At 68.4% G+C, this 22,751-nt stretch carries 21 protein-coding genes; 6 read left to right on the top strand and 15 right to left on the bottom strand.

Features of this window, described 5'->3' with window-relative positions; genetic code table 11:
- Positions 1-10: 10 nt before the first annotated feature.
- Positions 11-985 (bottom strand): 2-hydroxyacid dehydrogenase, encoded by a 975-nt coding sequence (locus ACQY4O_RS05730; RefSeq protein ID WP_428375252.1) that lies wholly within the window; start codon positions 983-985, stop codon positions 11-13.
- A gap of 31 nt (positions 986-1,016) precedes the next feature.
- Positions 1,017-2,300 carry an MFS transporter gene (locus ACQY4O_RS05725; RefSeq protein ID WP_428375251.1) on the bottom strand — a complete coding sequence of 428 codons (1,284 nt, stop codon included), beginning with the start codon at positions 2,298-2,300 and terminating at the stop codon, positions 1,017-1,019.
- Between the two features lie 173 nt (positions 2,301-2,473).
- On the opposite strand from ACQY4O_RS05725, the gene ACQY4O_RS05720 reads away from it, so the two are divergent.
- Complete coding sequence (locus tag ACQY4O_RS05720) at positions 2,474-4,219, top strand: dihydroxy-acid dehydratase (RefSeq protein WP_428375250.1); 1,746 nt, start codon at positions 2,474-2,476, stop codon at positions 4,217-4,219.
- The gene (locus ACQY4O_RS05715; RefSeq protein ID WP_428375249.1) at positions 4,216-4,914 is read left to right on the top strand and encodes a GntR family transcriptional regulator; all 699 of its coding nucleotides are present in this window, start codon (positions 4,216-4,218) and stop codon (positions 4,912-4,914) included. Before ACQY4O_RS05720 ends, ACQY4O_RS05715 begins: the two co-directional genes overlap by 4 nt.
- On the opposite strand, the gene ACQY4O_RS05710 is transcribed toward ACQY4O_RS05715, so the two are convergent.
- From ACQY4O_RS05710 to ACQY4O_RS05680, 7 genes are all read right to left on the bottom strand, one after another.
- Positions 4,872-6,173: an MFS transporter gene (locus ACQY4O_RS05710; RefSeq protein WP_428375248.1), complete on the bottom strand. Its 1,302-nt coding sequence runs from the start codon at positions 6,171-6,173 to the stop codon at positions 4,872-4,874. The genes ACQY4O_RS05715 and ACQY4O_RS05710 overlap by 43 nt on opposite strands.
- A gap of 26 nt (positions 6,174-6,199) precedes the next feature.
- Complete coding sequence (locus tag ACQY4O_RS05705) at positions 6,200-7,225, bottom strand: Gfo/Idh/MocA family protein (RefSeq protein ID WP_428375247.1); 1,026 nt, start codon at positions 7,223-7,225, stop codon at positions 6,200-6,202.
- Positions 7,222-8,253: a Gfo/Idh/MocA family protein gene (locus ACQY4O_RS05700; RefSeq protein WP_428375246.1), complete on the bottom strand. Its 1,032-nt coding sequence runs from the start codon at positions 8,251-8,253 to the stop codon at positions 7,222-7,224. Before ACQY4O_RS05700 ends, ACQY4O_RS05705 begins: the two co-directional genes overlap by 4 nt.
- Positions 8,250-9,470 carry an MFS transporter gene (locus ACQY4O_RS05695; protein WP_428375245.1) on the bottom strand — a complete coding sequence of 407 codons (1,221 nt, stop codon included), beginning with the start codon at positions 9,468-9,470 and terminating at the stop codon, positions 8,250-8,252. Before ACQY4O_RS05695 ends, ACQY4O_RS05700 begins: the two co-directional genes overlap by 4 nt.
- A gap of 115 nt (positions 9,471-9,585) precedes the next feature.
- The gene (locus ACQY4O_RS05690) at positions 9,586-11,010 is read right to left on the bottom strand and encodes an MFS transporter (RefSeq protein ID WP_428375244.1); all 1,425 of its coding nucleotides are present in this window, start codon (positions 11,008-11,010) and stop codon (positions 9,586-9,588) included.
- Positions 11,011-11,016: 6 nt separating this feature from the next.
- Positions 11,017-11,784 carry a 2-keto-4-pentenoate hydratase gene (locus ACQY4O_RS05685; protein WP_428375243.1) on the bottom strand — a complete coding sequence of 256 codons (768 nt, stop codon included), beginning with the start codon at positions 11,782-11,784 and terminating at the stop codon, positions 11,017-11,019.
- The gene (locus ACQY4O_RS05680; RefSeq protein WP_428375242.1) at positions 11,781-12,989 is read right to left on the bottom strand and encodes a pyridoxal-phosphate-dependent aminotransferase family protein; all 1,209 of its coding nucleotides are present in this window, start codon (positions 12,987-12,989) and stop codon (positions 11,781-11,783) included. Before ACQY4O_RS05680 ends, ACQY4O_RS05685 begins: the two co-directional genes overlap by 4 nt.
- A 381-nt stretch (positions 12,990-13,370) precedes the next feature.
- Here ACQY4O_RS05680 and ACQY4O_RS05675 point away from each other — a divergent pair, with 381 nt between their 5' ends.
- The 3 genes from ACQY4O_RS05675 to ACQY4O_RS05665 all read left to right on the top strand — a co-directional run bounded on the left by ACQY4O_RS05675 (position 13,371) and on the right by ACQY4O_RS05665 (position 16,465).
- A complete protein-coding gene (locus ACQY4O_RS05675) occupies positions 13,371-14,033 on the top strand; it encodes a GntR family transcriptional regulator (protein WP_428375241.1) in 663 nt (220 codons plus the stop codon).
- A gap of 99 nt (positions 14,034-14,132) precedes the next feature.
- Positions 14,133-15,131 carry an FAD-binding oxidoreductase gene (locus ACQY4O_RS05670; protein WP_428375240.1) on the top strand — a complete coding sequence of 333 codons (999 nt, stop codon included), beginning with the start codon at positions 14,133-14,135 and terminating at the stop codon, positions 15,129-15,131.
- The gene (locus ACQY4O_RS05665; RefSeq protein ID WP_428375239.1) at positions 15,074-16,465 is read left to right on the top strand and encodes a (Fe-S)-binding protein; all 1,392 of its coding nucleotides are present in this window, start codon (positions 15,074-15,076) and stop codon (positions 16,463-16,465) included. Before ACQY4O_RS05670 ends, ACQY4O_RS05665 begins: the two co-directional genes overlap by 58 nt.
- 36 nt (positions 16,466-16,501) lie before the next feature.
- On the opposite strand, the gene ACQY4O_RS05660 is transcribed toward ACQY4O_RS05665, so the two are convergent.
- Both ACQY4O_RS05660 and ACQY4O_RS05655 read right to left on the bottom strand, forming a co-directional pair.
- Entirely contained in the window at positions 16,502-17,275 is a 774-nt protein-coding gene (locus ACQY4O_RS05660) for a molybdopterin-dependent oxidoreductase (RefSeq protein ID WP_428375238.1), read from the bottom strand.
- On the bottom strand, positions 17,272-18,189 hold the full coding sequence (locus ACQY4O_RS05655) for a cytochrome b/b6 domain-containing protein (RefSeq protein WP_428375237.1): 918 nt from the start codon (positions 18,187-18,189) through the stop codon (positions 17,272-17,274). The genes ACQY4O_RS05660 and ACQY4O_RS05655 overlap by 4 nt, the downstream gene beginning before the upstream one ends.
- Between ACQY4O_RS05655 and ACQY4O_RS05650 the strand changes: the two genes are divergently transcribed.
- On the top strand, positions 18,182-18,493 hold the full coding sequence (locus tag ACQY4O_RS05650; RefSeq protein WP_428375236.1) for a hypothetical protein: 312 nt from the start codon (positions 18,182-18,184) through the stop codon (positions 18,491-18,493). The two genes, ACQY4O_RS05655 and ACQY4O_RS05650, sit on opposite strands and share 8 nt — an antisense overlap.
- 8 nt (positions 18,494-18,501) lie before the next feature.
- On the opposite strand, the gene ACQY4O_RS05645 is transcribed toward ACQY4O_RS05650, so the two are convergent.
- From ACQY4O_RS05645 to ACQY4O_RS05630, 4 genes are read right to left on the bottom strand one after another with little or no spacing between them, the layout of a single operon-like run.
- Entirely contained in the window at positions 18,502-19,206 is a 705-nt protein-coding gene (locus ACQY4O_RS05645; protein WP_428375235.1) for a glycosyltransferase family 2 protein, read from the bottom strand.
- Positions 19,207-19,252: 46 nt separating this feature from the next.
- Positions 19,253-20,323: a radical SAM/SPASM domain-containing protein gene (locus ACQY4O_RS05640; RefSeq protein WP_428375234.1), complete on the bottom strand. Its 1,071-nt coding sequence runs from the start codon at positions 20,321-20,323 to the stop codon at positions 19,253-19,255.
- A complete protein-coding gene (locus ACQY4O_RS05635; protein ID WP_428375233.1) occupies positions 20,320-21,702 on the bottom strand; it encodes a glycosyltransferase 87 family protein in 1,383 nt (460 codons plus the stop codon). Before ACQY4O_RS05635 ends, ACQY4O_RS05640 begins: the two co-directional genes overlap by 4 nt.
- Complete coding sequence (locus tag ACQY4O_RS05630) at positions 21,693-22,697, bottom strand: TIGR04282 family arsenosugar biosynthesis glycosyltransferase (protein ID WP_428375232.1); 1,005 nt, start codon at positions 22,695-22,697, stop codon at positions 21,693-21,695. Before ACQY4O_RS05630 ends, ACQY4O_RS05635 begins: the two co-directional genes overlap by 10 nt.
- Between the last annotated feature and the right edge of the window lie 54 nt (positions 22,698-22,751).

Genomic DNA, 22,751 nt, shown 5'->3' with positions numbered 1-22,751 from the left:
CGCTAAAGGTTCAGGGTCGGGCCGGCGGACGCCGGCTGGGGAGGCCCGCGCATTCCGGGATCGGCGTCAGGACATCGCGGCCGTCGAACCAGGCGATGACGTTGTCGATGGCGAGCTGGCCCATGCGGCCGCGCGTATGGTGCGTGGCGGTGCCCACATGCGGCAGCAGCACGACCTGCTCCAGGGCGAGCAGCGCATCCGGCACGCGCGGCTCGTCGGCAAAGACGTCGAGACCGGCGCCCAGGATGTCGCCGCGTTGCAGCGCCGCGATCAGCGCCGGCTCGTCGACGACCGAGCCGCGGGCGACGTTGATCAGCACCCCGTCCGGTCCGAGTGCTGCGAGGATGTCGGCATTGATCGCGTGGCGCGTTGCAGCCCCTCCCGGCAACACGACGATCAACGTGTCGCAGGCGGTCGCCAGCGACAGCAGGCTGTCGTGATAGGCATGCGGCGAGGCAGCACGCGGGCTGCGGGCGAAATAGGCGATCGGCACGTCAAAGGCCTCGAGCCGGCGGGCGATCACACCGCCGATGCGGCCCAAGCCGGCGATCCCGATCGTCCGGCCGCGCAGCGACGGCGAGTACGGAAATTCCGCCCCGTTGCGCCAGCGCCCCGCGCGCAGGTGGCGCTCGGCGGCCGGCAGTCGGCGCAGCGTCGCGAGCAGCAGCCCGACCGTGAAGTCGGCCATCTCGTCATTGAGCACGTCCGGCGTGTGGCTGACGACGATGCCACGCCGGACTGTCTCCCCGACGTCGATCGAGTCGTAGCCGACCGAGATCGTCGCGATCGTCTCGAGGCCGGGCAGGCGGTCCATCAGGGCGGCATCGATCCGCGTGCGACCGCGCGTGACGATGCCGCGCACGGTGTCGTCGCGGCCGACCGCGGCCGCATCGGCGGCTGCGACGAGGTCGAAGCGGGCACGCAACGCCGCCTGCTCGTGAGCGCCCATGTCGCCCAGTGTCAGCACCCTGACCTGCTCGCTCATCCCGATCACCCTTCGTTTTCTCGCAAATCTTTCAGCGGTCGACGAGCCGCGCCGGCACCGCGAACAGGATCAGCAACGCGGACGCGACGAGACAGGCCGCCACCAGGACCAGCCCGGAGCCGAGCGTGCCGGTCTGCGTCCTGAGGTACCCGATGATGGTCGGGCTGACAAAGCCGGCGAGATTGCCGGTGCAGTTGATCAGCGCGATCCCGGCGGCAGCAGCCGTGCCGCCGAGGAACGACGTCGGCAGCGCCCAGAACATCGGCAGCGCGGTGACGACGCCGATCACCGCCAGCACCAGGCCGGCCATCGCGAGTGTGGTGCTGGCACCCGCTTGCGTGCAGAGCACGAATCCGGTTGCTGCGAGGAGCACGGGTGCTGCGACATGCCAGCGCCGCTCGCGCGTCCGGTCGGCGTGGTGGCCGGTCGCGATCATGCACACCAGCGCCAGCGAGTAGGGCAGGGTAGTGAGCAGGCCGATGGTGAACGGGTTGCGCACGCCGGTCTGCCGGATGATCGTCGGCTGCCAGAAGCCGATTGCGTACGATCCCATCACGATCCCGAACAGGATCGCGCAGCACAGCCAGACACGCCCGCTGCCGATGACCGATCGCAGCGCCATGGTGGTCTTGGTGCGCGATTCCGCAGCAAGCGCCGATGCGAGCTGCGCCTTTTCGGGTGCACTCAGCCAGGTCGCGTCCGCGATCCTGTCCTGCAGGAACAGCCAGACGACACCGCCGAGCAGGATCGCCGGGAGCGCCTCGATCACGAACAGCCACTGCCAGCCCGCGATGTGCCAGGCGCCACCGAGCCAACGCATGATCCCGCCCGAGAGAGGTCCGCCGATGATGCCGGAGACCGGATTGCCTGCCATCAGCACCGCGACCATCTTCGCGCGCCGCCAGGACGGGAACCACAACGTCAGGTAGAGGATCATGCCGGGAAAGAATCCGGCCTCGGCGACGCCAAGCGCGAAGCGCACGCAGTAGAACTCGACCGGGGTGCGGACGAGCGCAGTTGCAGCCGAGATGACGCCCCAGGTGATCAGGATGCGGGCGATCCAGCGGCGGGCGCCGACGCGGCTGAGCACGAGATTGCTCGGCACCTCGAAGAGGAAGTAGCCGATGAAGAAGATGCCCGAACCGAGGCCGTAGGCGGCGTCGCTGATCCGGAGGTCGGCCAGCATCTGCAGCTTGGCGAAGCCGACATTCACGCGGTCGAGATATGCGACGATGTAGCTCGCGAACAGGATCGGCATCAGCCTAAGCGCGACCCGGTCGTAGAGCGCTGCGGTCCCGCCTTCGAACGGACGCATCAGCGGGCTCCCCTGCGGGCGTCCGACGTCATGGCCGAACGAGCAATTTGCCGCATTCCCATCGGACCCATGCGGTCCCAGCTTGTGCGGTCAGTCGATGTTCAGCGGCGTCGACAGGATTGTCAACAATCCGGCTCGCGTTATCCTCTACCGGGACAGGCAGCAGGTGGGCCATGAGCAACTCTTCCGAACCGACCGGCATGCGGCGCAGCCTCGCCCAGTACGGCGACGCCGAATTCTCCGTATTCCTGCGCAAGGCCTTCATCAAGGCGCTCGGCTACACCGACGACGCGCTCGACCGGCCGGTGATCGGCATCGTGGATACGCGGTCCGGCTTCAATGCCTGCCACCAGAACGTGCCCGACCTGGTCGAGGCGGTGAGCCGCGGGGTGATGCTGAGCGGCGGCATCCCGGTCGCGTTCCCGGTCATCTCCATCCAGGAGAGCTTCGCCTCTCCGACCAGCATGTACTTGCGCAACCTGATGGCGATCGACACCGAGGAGATGATCCGGGCGCAGCCGATGGACGCCGTCGTGCTAATCGGCGGCTGCGACAAGACGGTGCCGGCGCTGCTCATGGGGGCGATCAGCGCCAATGTGCCGGCGATCCTGCTGGTGACCGGCCCGATGCTCGCCGGCAGCTGGCGCGGCGAGCGGCTCGGCGCGTGCACCGACTGCCGGCGGTTCTGGGCACAGTATCGAGGCGGTGCGATCGACGCGGCAGCGATCGCCGCCGTGAACGACGAGCTCGCGCCGACGGTCGGCACGTGCTCGGTGATGGGGACGGCCAGCACGATGGCGCTCGCTGCCGAGGCGCTGGGCATGATGCTGCCGGGGGGTGCGGCGATCCCGGCCGTCCTCGCCGCGCGCCGGCGACACGCCGAGCAGACCGGGACACGCGCCGTGGCGCTTGCCGCCGAGCGGCTCACCCCGGACCGGATCGTGACGCCCGCTTCGGTCACCAACGCGCTGCGGACCATGCTGGCGGTCGGCGGCTCGACCAATGCGCTGATCCACCTGACCGCGATCGCCGGGCGCGCGGGAATACGGGTCGAGCTCGACGGCTTCGACCGGCTGGGCCGCGAGACGCCGGTGCTGGTCGATCTCAAGCCGACCGGGCAGGGCTACATGGAGGACCTGCACCGGGCCGGCGGCTTGCTACCGATCCTGCGCGCTCTGCGGCCGATGCTGTCGCTTGATTGCCTGACCGTCACCGGCCGCACACTGGGCGCCGAGCTGGATGACGGCGATGCGCCGTTCGAGCAGTCCGTGGTGCGGCCGCTCGCGGAGCCGATCTATGCGTCCGGCGCGATGGTGGTGCTGCGCGGCAACCTCGCGCCGGACGGCGCCCTCATCAAGCAATGCGCGGCCGACCAGGCGCTGCTCCAGCATACCGGTCCGGCGCTGGTGTTCGCCGACCTCGCCGATCTCGCCGCGCGCATCGACGACGAGGCCCTGGCGGTGACGCCGGATACGGTTCTGGTTCTGCAGAACGCCGGTCCCCGCGGCGCGCCGGGCATGCCGGAAGCTGGCTACCTGCCGATCCCGAAGAAGCTCATGCGCGAGGGCGTCAAGGACATGGTGCGGATCTCGGACGCCCGCATGAGCGGGACCGCCTTCGGTACGATCGTCCTGCATATCTCGCCGGAGGCAGCCGTCGGTGGACCGCTGTCGCTCGTCCGCACCGGCGACACGATCCGTCTCGATACCGAGGGACGACGCATCGACGTGCTGCTGGACGACGCCACGCTTGCCGCACGCCGGCGGGATCTCGCGGCTCCCAGCGGATCTCCTGAGGTCGCCCGCGGCTATCGGCGCCTCTGGGACAACGAGGTGCTGCAGGCGGATGGCGGCTGCGATTTCTCATCGTTCGTGCCGCCGGCGAAAACCGCCGCTCCCGCGTGGCCGAACCCGGGATGAACACCGGCGAGGACACGGCAGTGCTTCCGGCCCGGGAGCCCGCGTCCGCGCGCGTGCAGGAGATCGTCGGCGCTCTTGAGGAACAGATCGTGCTCGGATGGCTGATGCCGCGAGAGCGGCTGCTCGAGGACCGGCTGACGGCGCAGTTCGCATGCAAGAAGCACGTCGTCCGCGAGGTGCTGTCCGAGCTGGAGCGAATGGGACTGGTGCAGCGTGTTCCGAACAAGGGCGCCGCCGTGGTCATGCTGGAGCCCGACGCGGTGCGGCAGATCTATTCGGTCCGCGAAGCGCTTGAGACGCTCGCCGCCGAGCAGATCAGGCTCCCGGCCGACCGCCTCCTGCTCGAGGCACTCCAAGCCATCCAGGCGGACCATACGGGCGCCGTCGCGGCGCATGATCCGCGCAGCGCCTTCCGCGCCAACCTGGCCTTCCACGACCGGCTGTTCTGCGCCTGCGAGAATCCCTACCTCTCGAGCCTTATTCGCAGCGCGGCCCAGAAGGTGCATGGCGCCCGTTTCTATTCGGCGACGAGCCGCACCCATCTGCTGCGGGCGCGTGATGAGCACGAGGAGATGATCCGGGCGCTGGAGCGTGGCGACCGGGAAGAGCTGGTGACGCTCTGCCGGAACCATCTGGCTCCCTCCCGGGAGGCCTATCTGCGCGCCGTCGAGACGCGCTTTCGCAAGGGCGCCTGAGTACCCGGGCCGGCCGGACGGCGAACGAAGACGCTCATCGCCACCACTCCCGCCAGCGCCAGCATCGAGGCAATCACGAAGGCGCTGTTGTAGCCGCCGAGATACTGCACCGCAAAACCAGTGACGATCGGCCCGATGATCCCGGAGATGTTGCTCAGAAGATGGATGAAGCCGCTGACCGCGCCGACCCGGGTCTCGGGGACCAGCTCGTGGATCGTTGCCCAGCACGACTGCACCGAACTGGTCAGCAGCATGACCGCGGCTGCAATGAGCGTCACCGCGACGGCGGCGCCGTGCGCCGCGTTCACCGCGATCAGCGCCACGGCCGCGAGCGCCAAGGGAACGATCGTGGTGAGCTTGCGCGCGAGCAGTCGGTCCGACGAGCGACGATAGAGCGCGTCGGCGACGATGCCGCCCCCCACATAACCAACGAAACCGCACGCCCACGGAATCGCGGCGACGAAGGACATCTGTTTCAGGTTCAGGTGAAGCGCGCCGGTGAGATAGCTCGGCAGCCAGGAGAGAAAGATGTAGAGCGTGTAGTTGACCGCGAACATGCCCAGGCCGAGCGAGAGCGTGCTGGCGCGAAGCAGATAGCGGCCGAGCGGCAGGGCACGGTCGGACGGCGGCACCACCGGCACCGCGCGGCTCGCCGCCACCATCGCGACCTCTTCGCGTCCGACGCGCGCGTTCTGCTGCGGGAGGTCGGTGACCAGGAAGCGCCATGCCAGCACCCAGAGCAGGCCCGCCAGCCCGGTCAGCAGGAAGGCCACGCGCCAGCTGGAGGCGAGCATGAGCAGGCCGACAACCGGCGCCGCGATCGCACTGCCGACGGTCTGGCCGGAGAACGTGAAGCCGATCGTGCGCGCGGTCTCTTCACGCGGAAACCAGTTGGTGATGGTGCGATTGGTGGTCGAGTTCATCGGGCCCTCGGCAAAGCCGAACAGGGCGCGCACCACGAGCAGCGAGACGAAGCCGGTCGCAGCACCCGTCAGGGCGCTGAGCAGGGACCAGCCGGTCGCCGCCCAGATATAGACCCGCCGCGGCCCGTAGCGGTCGGCGAGCTGGCCGCCGACAAAGGCGAAGATGGCGTACCCGATGAAGAATGTGCTGAAGACAACGCCGAGCGACGATGGCGAGAGTGCCAGATCCTTGCTGATCAGGGGTGCCGCCACGCCCAGCGCGGCACGATCGGCGTAGTTGATGATGCCGGCGCCGAACAGCAGCGCGGCCACGACGAAACGGTAATTTCCGGACATCACGTGTGTTTTCCTGTGCGAGGCTTTCACAACTTGTCAGGGAAAGACGGGGTCCGATGTCCCTGGGCAAGAATTTGTTCGATGAGCTCCTGCGTCGCCAGCGCCTCCTCGCCCGTCACGCGCGGGTCGCGATCAGCCAGGATCGCGTCGAGGAAGTCGGCCAGCAATGCCCGATGGGCGTCGTGCGGGAAGTCCATGATCCCTGCGCCGCTGCCGGTTCCACCGTCGCCTTCCACCACCTCACCGGTTCCGTCGAGGCACCGTAGCTCGAGTTGCGACCCTGCCAGGATCGCGGAGCCGCGTGTCCCGATGATCTCGATCCGCTCCGGGCTCCCGGGATAGTAGCTCGTGGTTGCGGCCAGCATTCCGGGCGCCCCGTTGCCCAGGCGCAGCAACGCGACGGCATAATCCTCTGCCTCCATGCGATGCAGGCCGGTCGTCGCGATGTGCGCCGCCGTCACGCCCGAGACGCCGACGAGGGAGCGGAACAGATCGAGCGTGTGGATTGCCTGCGACAGCAGCACACCCCCGCCATCCCGGGCGAAGGTTCCGCGCCCTGGCTGGTCGTAGTAGGTCTGCGGACGCCACCAGGGCACCGTGACCCAGCCGGCGGCAATCTCGCCCAGGACGCAAGCGGCCAGGAGCTCGGCCAGGCGCTCGCTGCCTGGGCGAAAGCGGTGCTGCAGCACGACGCCAAGCCGGCACCCCGATACGCGCGCCGCGCACACCAGCCGGCGGGCGCGTGTCACCGAGGTCTCGAGGGGCTTCTCGACGAGCACATGCTTGCCGTGGCCGAAGCACTGTTCGGCAAGCTCGAGATGCGCCGACGGCGGCGTCAGCAGCAGCACAGCGGATACGCCCGGGTCGGTGATCGCCCGCTGCGCATCGTTGGTGACGGGAACGCCGTGGCACGCGGCGGCCGCCTGCGTCCGCGCCGTGCTTCGACTGACGGCCCAGCGTATCTCCACCCGATCCTCGAGTTCGAGCAGGCTCCTCAGATGCGGCTCGGACGCCGGTCCAAGGCCGATCACGGCAACGCCGATGCGGCTCATGGCAGCGGCCGCCCGCCCGGGAGGACCAGGCGCTTCGCGCGGGCCTGTGCCTCCAGCGCAAGACGGCACACCGCGAAGACATGCTCCTGCGCCATCGCGCTCTCACCGCGGGCAGCGACATCGGCTGCAAAATTGCGGAAGAACGTGATCGGCCGATCCGCGCACCCGAGATGGCGGACGCCTTGCCGATCCGTCAGGAACAGGTGATCCGAGCCGGCCCTGCCATCGAGATCAAGATACTTTCGCACCTCGATGCTGCCCTCGGTGCCCACGACGATCAGCCGACCATCTCCCCATCCCGGGAGCCCGTCCGGCGTGAACCAGTCCACCCGCACGTAGCCCATGGCGCGCTCGCTGCGCAGCACGATCTCGCCGAAATTGTGAAAGCCCGCGCATGGCAGCGGACCGACCGAAGCGACGGTACTGCTCGCGACATGCGTGTCCTCGCTGCCGGTAAAGACCAGGAACTGGTCGATCTGGTGCGATCCGATGTCGCACAATATGCCACCGAACGCGTCCGGCTCGAAGAACCAGGCCGGGCGGATGGCGGGGTTCAGCCGGTGCGGCGCCAGATTGACCGTCTGCACGACGGCGCCGATCGCGCCGTTCCGGACCAGCTCCAGCGCCGCCTCGACCGCCGGAACCTGGAAGCGCTCGGAGAAGCAGATGGAGAAGATCCGCCCGGTTTCCGCGACCGCCTGCACGACCGCATCGAGCTGTGCGACACCGGTCACGCCCGGCTTGTCGGTCAGCACGTCCTTGCCGTGGCGCATGGCCTCGATGGCGAGCGGCGCGCGGTTGCGAGGCACGGCGGCGGTGACGATCACGTCCACCGCCGGATCCTCGATGAGGCGGCGCCGATCCAGTACTGCGGCAAGATCGGGGAAGCGTTTGCAAAAGCCTTGCAGCACTCGCTTGTCGGTCGTATCGGGCCAGTACCCGGCGCACGTCATACCGGCTTCCAGCAGCCCCGCCGTCAGGTCATACACATGGCGATGGTCGAGGCCGATCACGGCGAAGCGGGTCATGCGAGGCGCTCCATCCGCTCGGCCGCGCCGATCGGGCCGCCCACAAGTGCCAGAAGCACGATCACGCCGGCGAACAGGATCATGCCGGTAAGCCAGAAGGCGCCGTTGAAGCGGCCGGTCGCGCCGACCACGTAGCCGGTGACGATCGGTGCGGTCACCCCAACGAGATTGCTGATCAGCGTGAACAGGGCCACCGCCGTACCCGCGTCCTGCGGCCGCCGTATAAGGTCGTTGCAGAGCGCCGTGTTGAGCGCGATGCCATTCGCCAGAAAGCTGACCGACACTGTCAAAGCCGCGACCAGGATCCAGGTGGCGCCGATGGCCGGGATCATCGCGACCAGCATCGCGGGCAGGAAGGAGGCGGCGACCACCCACTTGCGCGCTCCGTGCCGGAGCGCGTCCTGGCCGAGCCACCGATCGGACAGACGGGCGAGCAGGATGCTGACGACCACGGCAGTTCCGTAGATGATCGCGGTGTAGAGGCCGGATCGGAAGATCGCGATGCCGCGCTGCGTCTGGAGGAAGTTGGGAAGCCAGCTGAGCAACATGTAGGCCTCATAGACAAAGGCACCCTGGGCGAGGCCGAGCGCCCAGAGTGATTGGCTCCGAAGCAGCTGCAGAATGTCCCCCGATGCGTGCGACCCGACCTCCCGCTCCGCCAGGATCTGTGCACACTCTTCGCTCTCGAGCCAGCGGGTCTCCTGCGGATCTCTGATGAAGAGGAGCCAGACAACGAGCCAGACGAGGCCGAGCATGCCGGTGAACACGAAGGCGCCGCGCCAGCCGAAGTGCTGAACGACGGCGCCGACCGTCATGGCCCCGAACGCGGTGCCGAACCACTGCCCGAGCGACAGGGTGGATATGGCGAAGCCGTATTCGCGCCGTGGCGCCCATGCCCGGATCGCGCGGGTGCCGATCGGAAAATTGGCTGCCTCGCCGGCACCGAGACCGACGCGAGCGACGTAGAGTGCCAGCGGCGTGGTGACGATCGCGGTCGCCAGCGTGCAGAACGACCAGAAGCCGACGCTCACGGCGCCGCCCCGCCGATAGCCGAACCGGTCGATAAGCAGCCCGGCGGGAGCGAGGCAGATGATGTATGGCCAGATATGCGCCGAGAGCAGCCAGCCGAGGGCCGCCGGCGACAGGTGGAATCTTTGGGCAATGGCGTGCGCGGCGACCGACAGGTTTACGCGGTCGGTATAATTGATCATCGTCATGACGAAGAGCAGGAGATAGACATAATATCGCCGTCTGGGGATCGCTGCCGGGCGGCCTGCAAGTGTCTTGATCTGCAAAGCCTGTTCCTCCCGGAGGCCTGCCGAGGCGCCGTGATCAGCGGGCTGGCAAGGCTCCCAACCCCTGCATGTCCGCCGCCGTCACCGGGGCGCGTACGATGAACAGATAGGAGGCGGCGGAGATCACACCGATCACCGCACCCACCACCAACGCCAGCACGAATGAGCCGGTCATCTGCACGATGAGCCCGGTGACCGTGGGCGCCAGCGCGCCGCCCAGATAGCCACCGAAATTCTGCATCGCCCCGATCGAGGCGGTGCAGTTGGTCGGCGCGCCGACGGAACTCAGCGCCCAGGCGCAGGTGCTGGTCACGTACACGAGGAACAGCGAGGCAGAGATGAAGATGATGGCGAGCAGATTGCTCTCGACATAGGCCGCGGCGGCGGTGCATGCGGCAGTGCCGAGAAGCGCCACACCGGCCGGCAACTTGCGACTGTTCATCGGCGAGAAGCCGTGGCGCAGCAGCCAGTCAGCGAAATATCCGCCGAGCACGCTGCCGAGAACGCCCCAGAGGAAGGGGATGGACGCGGCGATTCCGGTATATTTCACCGTCATGTGCCGCTGGATCTCGAAATAGGCGGGTAGCCAGGCGCTGTAGATCCAGGTCAGGTAGATGCAGCCGAAATAGCCCAGGATCATTCCCCAGGTGGTTCGAAAGCGGAACAGGCTGCGCCACTCGCGGAACGTCACCTTCGCGCGGTGGCCGGGAGGGTCGCCCTGGATGCGATAGGCGTTCTCCTCCGGTGTCAGTGCGACGGAAGTCGGATCGCGGTAGCGCACGAACCACCAGCATGCGATCAAGAGTCCGACGACGCCCATGATGACGAACATCGCGCGCCAGCCGAAGCTGAGCATGAGGAAGGTCAGCAGCGGCACGCCGATCGCTGTACCAAGCGAGGAGGCGCAGTTGAAGATTCCCGTGGCCAGCCCGCGGTCGCGCGGATTGAACCAATCGCGCGCGACGCGTGCTCCGGTCGGGAATTGCGGCGCCTCGCCGATGCCGAGCAGGACCCGGGCGCCGAAGAACTGGCCGAAGCTCTGCACCAGTCCGGCGAGCACCTGCGCCAGCGACCAGAGTGAGAGCCCGATGGTCAGCAGCTTGCGCGGCCCGATCCGGTCCACCATCGCGCCTGTCGGGAGCTGAGCGAAGGCATAGGCCCAGAGGAAAGCGGAGAGCAGATACCCCATATCCGCAATCGAGAGGTGCAGGTCGCGGCGGATCAGCGGGTTGGCGACCGCGAGCGTGGCGCGGTCGATATAATTGACGGCGCCGGCGGCCACGAGCATGGTCAGCGCCGAACGTTGTGTGGCACGCAAGCGTGGCGTTGCCACCAAGCGGCCAAGGCCTGCGACTTGCATCATGTCCTCCCAGACGACCGCGCTTTGGCGGTTCTCTTGCTTCAATCCTGCTGCAAGCCACGGCCCTGCTGCAAGCCACGGCGGGCGCGACGCACGGATCACTTCACGTCATTGTCCGCGCGTGACGGCCACCGTTCCGACGCCGCTCAACCGTGCTTCGGCGTGGCCGCCGGGTGGCAGCGTCACGAGGCCGGTAAAGGATCCGGTCGTGACCAGATCGCCGGCGCGCAGTGACCGGCCGCCCGGGGCCGGTTGGTTCGCCAGCCACACCAGGAGTTCGATGATGTCGCCGGCAGGGTTGCTGCCTGCGTCCACGACACGAATCCCGTTGACGTCGAGCCGGGCGTGCACGGTCTTGAGCGCCGAGGCAGCCGGCATCGGGATGGACGAGCCGATGACCATGGCACCATGCGACTGCAGATCGGCCAGGAGCATCGCCGGCGCCATGTCGGGCCAGGCGGCGTACCGGCTGTCGACGATCTCGAACACGGCGAGCACCTCGCCCACCGCGGCGAGGACCTCGTCGCGGCCGCGCGGCTTGCCGACCGGTGGCAGGTCGCGCGCCAGGCGGAACGCCAGTTCGGCCTCGAGGCGCCAGAGCCGGAACGCGTCCCGCCCGATGGTTCCCCCGGACGGGTTCATACGGCTGGCGAACAAGGGCGCGCAGGTCGGCGCGGCCTGCGGCGACTTGCGCCCGACCTTCCAGCCGACAACCGGTCCGAGGGCCTCGGTGACCAGAGCCTGTACCCGGTAGGCGTCCCGCTCCGCCTCGATCGCCGGCATCCCCGCACCGCCGACCGGGACGCCGGTCGCGATCGCCTGCACCAGCATCGCCGCCAGGCGATCGGCCGGCCCCCCCACGCCGGGGCTCGTCATGCCGCCCTGCCGCGCCCCGCCTGCGTCTGCACCTCGCCGCCGCCACGTCCTTCGAGCACGGCCAGCGCCGCCGCGACGCCGCCTTCACGATGCGGCACACCGGCGCGCGAAAAGCCCATCTCGACACCGCTCAGCGCCGCCGCCAGGACCAGGCTGTTGCAGGCGCCGAGATGGCCGATGCGAAACACCGTCCCGGCGAGCTTGCCGAGCCCGGCGCCCAGCGACATGTCGCAGGTCTCGAGCACGACCTTGCGCAAATTGTCCGCGTCATGTCCGGACGGCATCAGTATGGCCGTCAGCACCGGCGAGTATTCGGCTTCCTCGAGGCACAGCACCTCAAGCCCCCAGACGCGCACGGCCGCCCGGGTGGCCGCGGCAAGGCGATGGTGACGCGCGAAGACGGCATCGAGACCCTCCTCGTGGAGGATGGCGATCGCCTCGCGCAGGCCGTACAGCAGGGTGGTCGCGGGCGTGTACGGGAAAAAGCCGCTGGCATTCGGCTTCAGCATTTCGGCCCAGTCCCAGTAGGAACGCGGCATCCGGTTCGTCCGCGACGCCGCGAGCGCCTTGTCCGACATGGCGTTGAAGCCGAGACCCGGCGGCAACATCAATCCCTTCTGCGAACAGGCGATCGTCACGTCGACCTGCCACTCGTCATGGCGGTACTCGGCAGAGCCGAGCGAGGAGATCGTGTCCACCATGAACAGCGCCGGGTGGCCGACAGCGTCGATGGCGCGGCGTATCGCGGGGACGCTGCTGAGCGCGCCGGTCGATGTCTCGTTATGGACCACCATGACGGCCTTGATCGCGTGCGTCCGGTCCTCCGCCAGCCTCGCCTCGATGGCATCCGGGGGCGCGCCGCGCCGCCAGTCGCCAGGGATGAACTCGACCTCAAGGCCCAGGCGGCCCGCCATCTGTCGCCACAATGTTGCGAACTGGCCGGTCTCGACCATGAGCACCCGGTCACCTGGTGAGAGCGTGTTGACGATGGCGGCTTCCCAGGCGCCGGTTCCAGACGAGGGATAGATCACCACCGGGCGGGAGGTCTTGAAGATCGACCGACAGCCCGCGAGCACCTCGCGTCCGAGCAGCCCGAACTCCGGGCCGCGATGGTCGATCACCTGCCGGTCCATGGCCTGGCGCACGCGCTCGGGCACCGGGCTCGGCCCCGGGATCTGAAGGAAATGCTGCCCAGACCTGGCCATCGATCGCACCCTGTTGTCTGCCTCGGACACTCTGCATTCAACCGAGGAGGTCGCAAAGTGCGCTTGCATTCACTTTTTGGGGATGCAAGGCTTACGCATCGACATCAGAGGACGGGGTTCTGGAGGGCGCATGAGTTCTGAGAGCCTGTTTGCAAACACCTGCTGCTGGCGATCCCCCGCTTTACAAGGCCGGGCGCCTCTCCTGCGCTCCGCTGCTCACGGCCATCAAGGCCGCTCCGCTCCGGTGCTCGGAAAGTCACGTCGGCCGCGGTCCTGCGGACCGCTCTCATCCAGCATCAGGCATTTGCAAACCGGCTCTCAGCGCGCATGAGTCGGGCGGTATTTGCCGACGGGTCGGAATCGTTCGCCTCGGTCGAGGCGGTGCCGGTCTCGCTGCATGCCGGGCTGCTGGTCAAGGTCCGTGACCATATCGTCGAGGGCAATGTCGCCGAAGGCGTACGCATCCCCGAACGGGAGCTTTGCGCGCTGTTCGGGGTCTCGCGTACACCGCTGCGTGAAACGCTCAAGGTCCTCGCGGCGGAAGGACTGGTCGAGCTGCTTCCTAATCGAGGTGCGAGGATCCGCCCGCTCAGCGAACACGATGTGAGCGAGCTCTTCGACGTGGTCGGCGGGCTTGAGGCGTTGGCCGGCCGGCTCGCCTGCGAGCAGATCACGGATGCGGAAATCGTCGAGATCGAGCGCCTGCATCACCAGATGTATGCGTTCTATCTGCGGCGCGACATGCCCGCCTATTTTGGCCTCAACCAGGACATTCACCAGCGCATCGTCGAAGCCGCCCGCAACGTCACCCTGCGAACTGCCTACGCCAGCTTCGCGGCGAGGGTGCGCAGGGTGCGCTACGGCGCGAACTTTGCCCGCAACCGCCAGCGCTGGGGTGAGGCGATGCGTGAGCACGAAGCCATTCTCGACGCGCTGCAACGCCGCGCCGGCGACGAGCTGAGCGACATCCTGTTCAGGCACCTTCGCAACAAGCGGGCGGCCGCGTTCGACCAGATGGCCGCGCAACGCGCGGGGGCGGCGTAATCTGCACGCAAAGAACATTATTTGCACTCAAGACGGGTGTGTTTTGCATGCACGCCCCCGAGATTCCGACCTGAAGAGCCCGTGACGAGGAGACAGACCATGCTGAGCCAGGTCCGGACCGGGTTGGAAGCGCGGCTGCGCGATGAAGTGGACGGCGAGGTCCATTTCGACGCGTTCACCCGTGGCCGCTACGCCACCGACGCCTCGCAGTACCAGATCATGCCCGCCGGGGTGGTCGTGCCACGCACGATGCAGGCGGCCGCGCGCGCGTGCGCCCTGGCGCGCGAGGCAGGAATTCCCGTCACCGCCCGCGGCGGCGGCACGTCGCAGAGCGGCCAGACGATCAATCGCGGCCTTGTGGTCGATGGCTCGAAGCATCTTCGCCGCATTCTCGAACTCGACGTCGCGAACCGGCGCTGCACGGTCGAACCGGGCATCGTGCTCGATGATCTGAACCGGCAACTGAAGCCGCATGGTTTGTGGTTTCCGGTCGATGTCTCCACGGCGTCACGCGCAACCATCGGCGGCATGGTCGGGAACAATTCCTGCGGTGGCCGCTCGCTCCGCTACGGCACCACGCGCGACAATGTCACGTCGATCCAGGCCGTGCTCGCCGACGGCACGCCGATGCATTTCGGTGAGGTCGAAACCGATCCCGCCAGTATCAACGACCCGCGCAGGCGCGACCTCACCGAGCAACTCCTGGCGATCGGCATGCGCGAGGCCGACGAGGTCGCCGCCCGCTTCCCGAAAGTGCAGCGTCGCGTCGGCGGCTACAATCTCGACGCGCTCGATCCTCGTCGCGGTTCGGTCAACCTTGCCCACATCCTCGTCGGGTCCGAAGGGACGCTGGCCTATTCCACGGCAGTGGAGCTCAAGCTGTCACCTTTGCTTGGCAGGCGTGCGGTCGGCGTCTGTCATTTCGGGTCGTTCCGTGCGGCCATGCAGGCGGCCCAGCACCTGGTGACACTCGGGCCGATCGCGATCGAGCTCGTGGACGCCACGATGATCCTCAGGGCGTTCTCAATCCCGGCAAGATCGTGCGGGCACCGCGCTTCGACGATCGCAGCCTGCTGCGCTATGCACCCGGTTACGTAATACGGGAGTTCCGGCCGGCGCTCGACTGGTCGGACTATCCGGGGGAAGCGGGCGGTCTGCAGGGCGCCGTCGAGATGTGCAACAATAACGGCGCCTGCCGGGCGCTTGCGGGCGGCGTCATGTGCCCGTCCTACCGCGCCACACGCGACGAGCAGCATGTCACCCGCGGTCGCGCCAACAGCCTGCGTCTCGCCTTGTCCGGCCAGCTCGGCCCGGATGCCCTGGCGTCCGATGCGATGGCGGACACAATGAGGCTCTGTGTATCCTGCAAGGCCTGCCGGCGCGAATGTCCGGCCAGCGTCGACATGGCGCGCATGAAGATGGAGGTGCAGGCTGCCCGCGCGGCGAAACACGGCTTCTCGCTGCGCGATCGGCTGGTGGGCTTCCTGCCCCGTTATGCCGCGATCGGTGGCCGCCTCGCGCCGTTGCTCAACCTACGCGATCGCCTGCCGCCGCTGGCGCGGCTGTCCGAACGCCTGCTTGGTCTCAGCGCGCGTCGGACGTTGCCGGTGTGGCGGCGCGATCGTTTCCGGCCGCCGCAGAATGCATCTGGCCCGGAGGGTGGTCCGGAAGTCGTGCTCTGGGCCGACACGTTCAACGCCACCTTCGAGCGCGAGACGATCGACGCCGCCCTCGTGACCCTGGTCTCGGCAGGCTACCGCGTGCACATCGCGCGCGCGGCGACCGGGTCGCGCCCACTCTGTTGCGGGCGCACGTTTCTCTCGACCGGCGATGTCGCACGCGGCCGCGCGGAGCTCTCGCGCAGCCTGGCGGCACTCGCCCCGTTCCTGCGGCGCGGCGTTCCGGTGGTGGGGCTGGAGCCGAGCTGCCTGCTGTCGTTCCGCGACGAGGCGCTGGCGCTGTTGCCCGGAGAGGACTCCCGCCGCCTCGCCGCTGCTGCCTTCCTGTTCGAGGAGTTCATCGTCGCGGAGGCGCGTGCCGGACGCTTCCTCCCGCGATTCGCCCCCGTCACACTGAATGCCTTGCTGCATGGCCATTGTCACCAGAAGGCGTTCGGCGCGATGGCAAGCGTGCAGGCGGCACTGCGCCTCATCCCGGGGCTCACGGTGGAGACGATCGAAGCGAGCTGCTGCGGGATGGCCGGCGCGTTCGGCTATCAAGCCGAGACCGCGGCGGTGTCGCGCGCCATGGGCGAGTTGTCGCTGCTGCCGGCGGTACGCGCAGCCTCGCCGGACACGCTGCTGATCGCGGACGGGACATCGTGCCGGCACCAGATCCGGGACGGTGCCCAGCGTGAGGCGGTGCATGTCGCGCGCATCTTTGCCGCCTGCCTCGCCGACGGCGCCCCGGCCATGGCGGCCCCGAGCCCATGAGGCGGAAGCAGCTGCGCCGAAGAGGCTCCGTTTGCCTCACAGGCCGGCAAACCAGGGGAAGCCCTGCTTCTCCCAGTAGCCGCCTCGATAGGTGTTCGTGACCTCCATCGCGGTGATCCATTTCGGGTTTTTGTAGCCAAGCTTGGTGGACATTCGCAGACGCAACGGGAAGCCGAACGGGTCGGTGATCGTCTCGCCGGCGTAATCCAGGGCGAGAATGGTCTGCGAGTGCAGGGCGGTCGCCATGTCGATGCTGCTGGGGTAGTCGTCGGCTGTCTTGAAGGCGACATACCTGGCCTTCAGGTCGGCGCCGATGCGCTTGAGGAACGTCGACAAGCGGACGCCGGACCATTCGCCGATATAGTCCCAGCCTTCGACACAGATGTGCTTGATGATCATGTCGGTCTGCGGCAGTGCGGCGAGTTCGGGGAGCGTCCAGGGTTTGCGGTTCGCGATGAGGCCGGACAGCTCGAGCTTCCAGCTGGCGAGATCGACGGGTTTGACGTCGATGACGTCGTAGTAGGCGTTGAATTTGGGCGGCCTGAGGACTTGGCTGGCGGGATAGGTGGGAGCGAGCTTCGTGGGGTCGAACAGCCAGGCCTGCACGCCGTCATTGAGACTGGAGATGGCGAGCAGCGCGGACTGCACGGACTCCGACCGCTTGACGTCGCAGCCAGTGAGCATGGACAGCGCCCCGAGGGACAAGCCGCCGCGGAGCAGCTTGCGGCGCTCGATGGCGCTCAGCAGCGGCTTGTGGTCGTCGAGGATGGCGGGGTCGGGGCGGTCGGCGGGACGGAAGGGGGACCTCATGGCATCTTCCCGTCTTGAGCGGAAGCCGGTTCGTCGAGCCGTCGCGTCTCGAGCCTCGGACCGCCGGACAGCATCGCCCACAGGGTCTGGGGAACCAGCAGCGCCAGCGCCACATGCACGATCAGGAAACCGACCAGGATCGTCATGCCGGCAAAGTGGATGATGCGAGCGAACTGAAAGCCGCCGAGCAGGGAAACGAGACCGGAAAATTGAACCGGCTTCCAGATCGCCAGCCCGGACGCGACCTGCATGACGCCAGCGAGTATGGCGACGATGTAGAGCAGCTTCTGCACTGCGTTGTAGGTGGTGAGGTCCTCGTGTGCGATCCGGAATCGCAGCGTATCGCGCACCGTGCTCACGATCTCGCGGGTGCGGATCGGCAGCAGGCGTTCGCGCAAGCGCCCGGTGGCGAGGCCGTAGGCGAGGTAGGCCAGGCCGTTGACCGCCAACAGCCACATGCCGGCAAAGTGGTAGTTCAGGCTGGGGGCGGCCCATTCACCGAGGCGCAGAACGCCGGGGAACAGGAAGCCCTTGATGATGGCATCGTCGTCGTAGATGCCCCAACCGGAGGTTATCATGACGATCATCGCGAGGGCGTTGAGCCAATGCATGACGCGCACCGGCCATGGGTGTAGCCGGCGGTCGCGTTGCGCCGAGGGAATGTCGGCCTGCATCTCTACCAGTGTAACCTCCAGCGGATCACGGGTCGTATTTCGAAGCGTCGCCAATGGCGGCTCAACGTTCTTGTAAGGGGATGCGGTTTTGTTGAAGCGGATGGTGGCGGTAGCCTGCGTGTGCGCGGCGCAGGCGGCTCTCGCGCAGAGCCGGACGCCCGGAGGGATGCCTCCGCCGAGCGGAATGACGTTGGAACAGTCGGCGGCGATGCGGTTTCCGCAGCGAGTGCGGGTGGGCACGCTGATCGGGCGCGAAGTCAGGCGGCCGGTGGCGAGCCAGCAGGCGCTCGGCCGGGTGCGCGACGTGGTGCAGGGCGCGGACCGGCGGATCGAGCTGGTCATACGCTACGGAAGCTGGCTGGGGATCGGCGGCCGGCTGATCGCGGTGCCGGTGGACGCGATGGCGTTGCTGGGGGACGTGGTGGAACCGGTCGCGTTCTCGGTCCAGCAGCTCGACGCGCTGCCGAGCTTCGATGCGACGGGCACTGAGCCGGTGCCGCGTAACGCGGAGATCAGGGTGGGACTGGCGAAGCCGTCGCACTGAGCGCCTGTTCATCGAAGGCCGGCCGGGGCGGAGCGGCGGCGATCGGCAAGGACGGCACGGCCGGTGCGGGACAGCACGGCCGCAAGACGCAGTGTCGTACGGAGCGTGCCGCGCCAGTTGCCGGCGACCTTGGAGGAGCCGGCGAGGCGGCAGCGATATGGGAGTTCGATTTCGCGGATGCGCAAACCGGCGTGGGCGGCGCGGAGTTGCATCTCCAGGTTCCAGCCATAGGTCATCTCGGTCATGCGGAGGCGCTCGAGGACTTCAATGCGAATGGCGCGAAAGGCGGACATGTCGCGATAGCGGGTGCCGGTGAGCAGGCGAGAGACGAGGCCGATCAACCAGCCGGCAAAGACCTGGTGGCGGCCCATGCTGCCGGGCTCGCGACCGGGCGCGGACCGCCAGGCCAGCACGAGGTCGGCCTCGTTGCGGAGCACGGGACCGATGATGGCAGAAGCGCGCTCGACCTCGTCGCTGCCATCGCCATCGAGGAACAGCACGATGGCCGCCCCGAGGCGGCTGGCCTCGGACACACCGCTGGCGCAGGCGCGGCCGTAGCCGCGGCGGCTCTCCACAATGACAGTGCCGCCTGCGGCCTCGGCTTCGGCCACGGTGTCGTCGCGGCTGCCGCCATCAACGACGATGGCATGGCTGACCACATCGCGTGGCAGGCGGCGAAGCGTGGGGCCGATGGCGCCCTGTTCGCGGAACACCGGAATGACAGCGGCGACCAGGTTCGGGTCCGCAACAGGCATCGGCTTACAGGCTCCAGCGCAGTCCGCAGCCCTGGCAGGGCTTCGGCGGATCGTCGCTGAGCAACTGGGCGCGGAAGTCGCGATAAGCGGGGCCGTTCCACATCTCGCGGATGTCCTGCTGGGTGGCGTCGCCGAGCGTGTAGGTGCCGTAGTCGCGGGCGGAGAACGGCGCGATGCAGCAGGGCAGCGCGCGTCCGTGGGCGGTGAAATACATCAGCGACCAGGGGCGGCGGCAGAGCGACCAGGGCTGCTCGTCATCGACCTGCTTGAGGCTGAGGCCGGGCTCGGTGGCGCCGGAGGCGTCGAGGGTGATGCCCAGCGTGCGGCCCAGTTCGGTGGCCTCGCCGATCACGGCCTGCTCCTCGGCCTGCATGCGTTCAAACAGCGAGCTTTCCGCGCGGGCCAACCCGACGCCGGTGTCGTCGAAAACCAGGCGCTGGAGGTGGACCTCGCCCACCCCCATGTCGGCCGCGAGGCGGACGAAGTCCGGCAGCTGCTGCACGGTCTCCTTCAGGCCGGTGAGCCAGAGCGAGACGCGCGGCGTTGTCGCGCCGATGGCCTGCTGATACTGCGTGAACTTGCGGACGTCGCGGACGATGCGGTCGAAGAAGTCCTTGCCGCGGACCAGGGCGTAGGTCTTCGCATCGGCGGCATCGAGCGAGACGCGAAGCTCGTCGAGGCCGGTGTCGACGAGTTCGCGGAATTTTCGCGGGTTGAGCAGGGTGCCGTTGGTGTTGAACAGCACATAGACACCGCGGTCCTTGAGGTAGCGCACCATCCGCGGCAGCTCGCGCACCAGCATCGGCTCGCCGACGCCGTGCAGCACGGCGCGCTGCAGTCCGGGAAGCTGGTCGACGATGCGCGTGAACAGCTCCCAGCTCATGTCCGCCGGCGGTTCGAGGGTCTCGAAGGTACGGGGGCAGGTCTCGCACAGCAGGTTGCAGCGATTGGTGACCTCCAGATACAGGCAGACGGGCGGCTTTCCCGCTTCGGTCGAGCGGGACCGATCGATCTGCTCGAAATAGCGGCTCGGGTCGTGGACCGGCGTGGACACGCCGTGGTTGTCGGTGCTCATGCGGGCAGGCTTCCTGTCGGAGTGCCGGTGGTTCCGAAGGGCAGGATGCCGCGCCGGATGTCGATGGCCGCGAGCAGGATCGCGGGGACGTAGACGAGGGACGGCCAGATGAAGAATTCGTGCCAGGGGTCGAGGTAGAGCACGAGCGGCGCTACCGAGAGCCACAGCAGGGAGAAGGCCGGGGCGAGTGCTGCGAACAGGCCGAGCCAGGGAAAGTACCAGGGGTAGTGCGGGCTGAGCACGAGGAAGACGGCGGCGGCGAGGCAGCCGGCACGGGCGGCGACAGAGACGGCGGCACCGCTGGAATTGCCCGGGTGGCGGGACAGACCGGTGGCGAGCGCCAGAGCGGCGAGACCCAGGGCGGAGAGCAGCAGGTAGATGGAGGTGGCGGCGGGCGGGAGCGGGCCGAGGCGCGTGAGGCCGGCAAGGAGCCAGATCCCGCTGCCGTCGCGCAGGCCTTCCTCGCCACCATAGGCGCCGAGGAACCCGAACGCACGACGCCAGCCGACGTCCAGGAACGGCAGGTAGAGCAGGACCATCGTCGCGACGAGGGCGGCGGGGAAGCGCCAGCGCCAGCGCCAGAAGGCGGGGACGACGGCGGCAGGGATGAACTTCACCAACACGGCAGCGCCGAGGGCGACGCCGCTCCAGCCGTCCTGGCCGCGCACGCGCAGCAGCAGGGCGAGGGCGAGAAAGCCGACTGCGGCGGCATCGACATGGCCGTTGCCGGCGAAAGTCCAGGCGGCAAGCGGGTTCCAGGCGTAGAGCAGCACTCGCGCTGCCGGGAGACCCGCGTGGCGCAGCGTGGAGACGAGGCAGGCGATGGCCAGGCATTCCATGAGAACCGCGGCGGACTTCATCGCCAGCGCGGTCTGACTGACGGAGGCGACGGCGCGGAACAGCAGCTGCGCGACCGGCGGATAGATGGTGGGGGCGTAGTCGCGGCGATTGACGTGCGGATAGATGGCCTCATCGCGGAGGGCGGAGAGCGCGGCATCGGCGGGAATGAAGCGGTAGGGATTGATGCCGGCGCGCTGGACGCGGCCGTCCCAGACATAGCGGTAGAGGTCGCTGGACAGGAACGGGGGAGCCAGCAGCGGGCCGGCACGCATCAGCGCGGCGACGACGAGGACGATGAGGAGCGTCCGGCGGCCGGTGCCGCGTCCGGGCGGCCGGCGCAGCACAAGACTGCAGGCGAGCAGAAAGACCAGGCCGGCGGCGGCCAGCAGCGCCACGAACCCGTTCACGAGCGGGATGGACCCGACGCTGGGGGCACCCGGGCGGTGCAGCGCCAGGCCGCACAGGATCAGGGCGACGATGAGGATGCCGAGCAGGGACAAGGCGAGGTCGTCGCGGCGGCAGGAGCTGGTCACGAACATGCCGCCGGAGGTCGGGGCAGGGTAGCGGCGAGGCCGAGGCGGTCGAGGCAGGCCCGGGTGGCGGGGGAGGCGAAACCGGGATGGACCGGGTCAGCGAGTGCCGCGCTGAGGCGGCCGAGGGAGGCAACGTCGTCGACGTCGTACCAGGGGGGAAGCTCGACGAGGTCGAGACCGAGGCAGGCGGCGCGGGCGCGCGTGGCGTCAGCGACGCCTGCGGTGCTCCAGGCGATGTCGCGGAACAGGCAGGCGTGCGGGCGTTTGAGGCCGAGGACGTAGTAGCCGCCGTCCTCGGCCGGCCCGAGCACGGCGCGATCGCCGGGCTCCGCCAGCAGGGCGGCGGTGCGGACGAGGAAGGCAGTGGGCAGGGTCGGGCCGTCCGAGTTCAGGACGCAGGCGGAGTCGTGGCCAGCGGCGAGAAGGTCGCGGACGGCGCCGAACAGGGAGCGGCCGAAGCCGTCGACGCCGTCGGGCATCGGGCCGGCGCCGTCGGCAAGCAGGAGCTCGGTGCCGGGGGCCATATAGCTGCGGAGCTCCTGTTCCTCGCCGGCGGGAGCGTAGGCCACGTAGCCAAGGATGGGCGCCTCGCGGGCCGCCAAGGCGACGTTGTCGGTGGTATCTCGCAGGAAGGCCCCGCTGAGGGCGGCCGCGGCGTGAGCCCCGATAATGGCGCCGAGGCGCGTCTTGGACCTTCCCGCGCGCGGGACCTTCCCCATGACGGCGATGGCGCAGCCGGGAGTGACGGTGGCGATGGATGCGTGCCGCAGGGATGTCGTCCGACCAGGGGTGCTGTCCTGTTGTTCGAGGCGCGGAGGGTCGAGGTTACAGTCGCTCCGTCGAAGATAGCTCATGAAGTCATGCCCGGCGACGGCGGCGCCCGCAGCCACCGCGCGCGTGGTGAGCGCTGCCCTGCCGCCATACGCCAGCAACGCCACCGCGGCCGTGACGATCCTCTCGCGCGCCTCCGGCCCGGCCCCAGCCGCTCTTGGTGCGTCCATCCTGCGAGCGTAGGGATCTGCGGATATCAGTGCGATGTCGAAAATCGTATCGCC

It is taken from the genome of Lichenicoccus sp. (genome assembly GCF_965277665.1).
GTDB lineage: Bacteria > Pseudomonadota > Alphaproteobacteria > Acetobacterales > Acetobacteraceae > Lichenicoccus.
This window is presented reverse-complemented; position numbering and strand designations above follow the sequence as displayed.

Coding starts and splice junctions, on each gene's coding strand:
- ACQY4O_RS05730 (WP_428375252.1), bottom strand. CDS start 985: ATGAGCGAGCAGGTCAGGGTGCTGACACTGGGCGACATGGGCGCTCAC.
- ACQY4O_RS05725 (WP_428375251.1), bottom strand. CDS start 2,300: ATGCGTCCGTTCGAAGGCGGGACCGCAGCGCTCTACGACCGGGTCGCG.
- ACQY4O_RS05720 (WP_428375250.1), top strand. CDS start 2,474: ATGAGCAACTCTTCCGAACCGACCGGCATGCGGCGCAGCCTCGCCCAG.
- ACQY4O_RS05715 (WP_428375249.1), top strand. CDS start 4,216: ATGAACACCGGCGAGGACACGGCAGTGCTTCCGGCCCGGGAGCCCGCG.
- ACQY4O_RS05710 (WP_428375248.1), bottom strand. CDS start 6,173: ATGTCCGGAAATTACCGTTTCGTCGTGGCCGCGCTGCTGTTCGGCGCC.
- ACQY4O_RS05705 (WP_428375247.1), bottom strand. CDS start 7,225: ATGAGCCGCATCGGCGTTGCCGTGATCGGCCTTGGACCGGCGTCCGAG.
- ACQY4O_RS05700 (WP_428375246.1), bottom strand. CDS start 8,253: ATGACCCGCTTCGCCGTGATCGGCCTCGACCATCGCCATGTGTATGAC.
- ACQY4O_RS05695 (WP_428375245.1), bottom strand. CDS start 9,470: ATGACGATGATCAATTATACCGACCGCGTAAACCTGTCGGTCGCCGCG.
- ACQY4O_RS05685 (WP_428375243.1), bottom strand. CDS start 11,784: ATGACGAGCCCCGGCGTGGGGGGGCCGGCCGATCGCCTGGCGGCGATG.
- ACQY4O_RS05680 (WP_428375242.1), bottom strand. CDS start 12,989: ATGGCCAGGTCTGGGCAGCATTTCCTTCAGATCCCGGGGCCGAGCCCG.
- ACQY4O_RS05670 (WP_428375240.1), top strand. CDS start 14,133: ATGCTGAGCCAGGTCCGGACCGGGTTGGAAGCGCGGCTGCGCGATGAA.
- ACQY4O_RS05660 (WP_428375238.1), bottom strand. CDS start 17,275: ATGAGGTCCCCCTTCCGTCCCGCCGACCGCCCCGACCCCGCCATCCTC.
- ACQY4O_RS05640 (WP_428375234.1), bottom strand. CDS start 20,323: ATGAGCACCGACAACCACGGCGTGTCCACGCCGGTCCACGACCCGAGC.
- ACQY4O_RS05635 (WP_428375233.1), bottom strand. CDS start 21,702: ATGTTCGTGACCAGCTCCTGCCGCCGCGACGACCTCGCCTTGTCCCTG.
- ACQY4O_RS05630 (WP_428375232.1), bottom strand. CDS start 22,697: ATGGACGCACCAAGAGCGGCTGGGGCCGGGCCGGAGGCGCGCGAGAGG.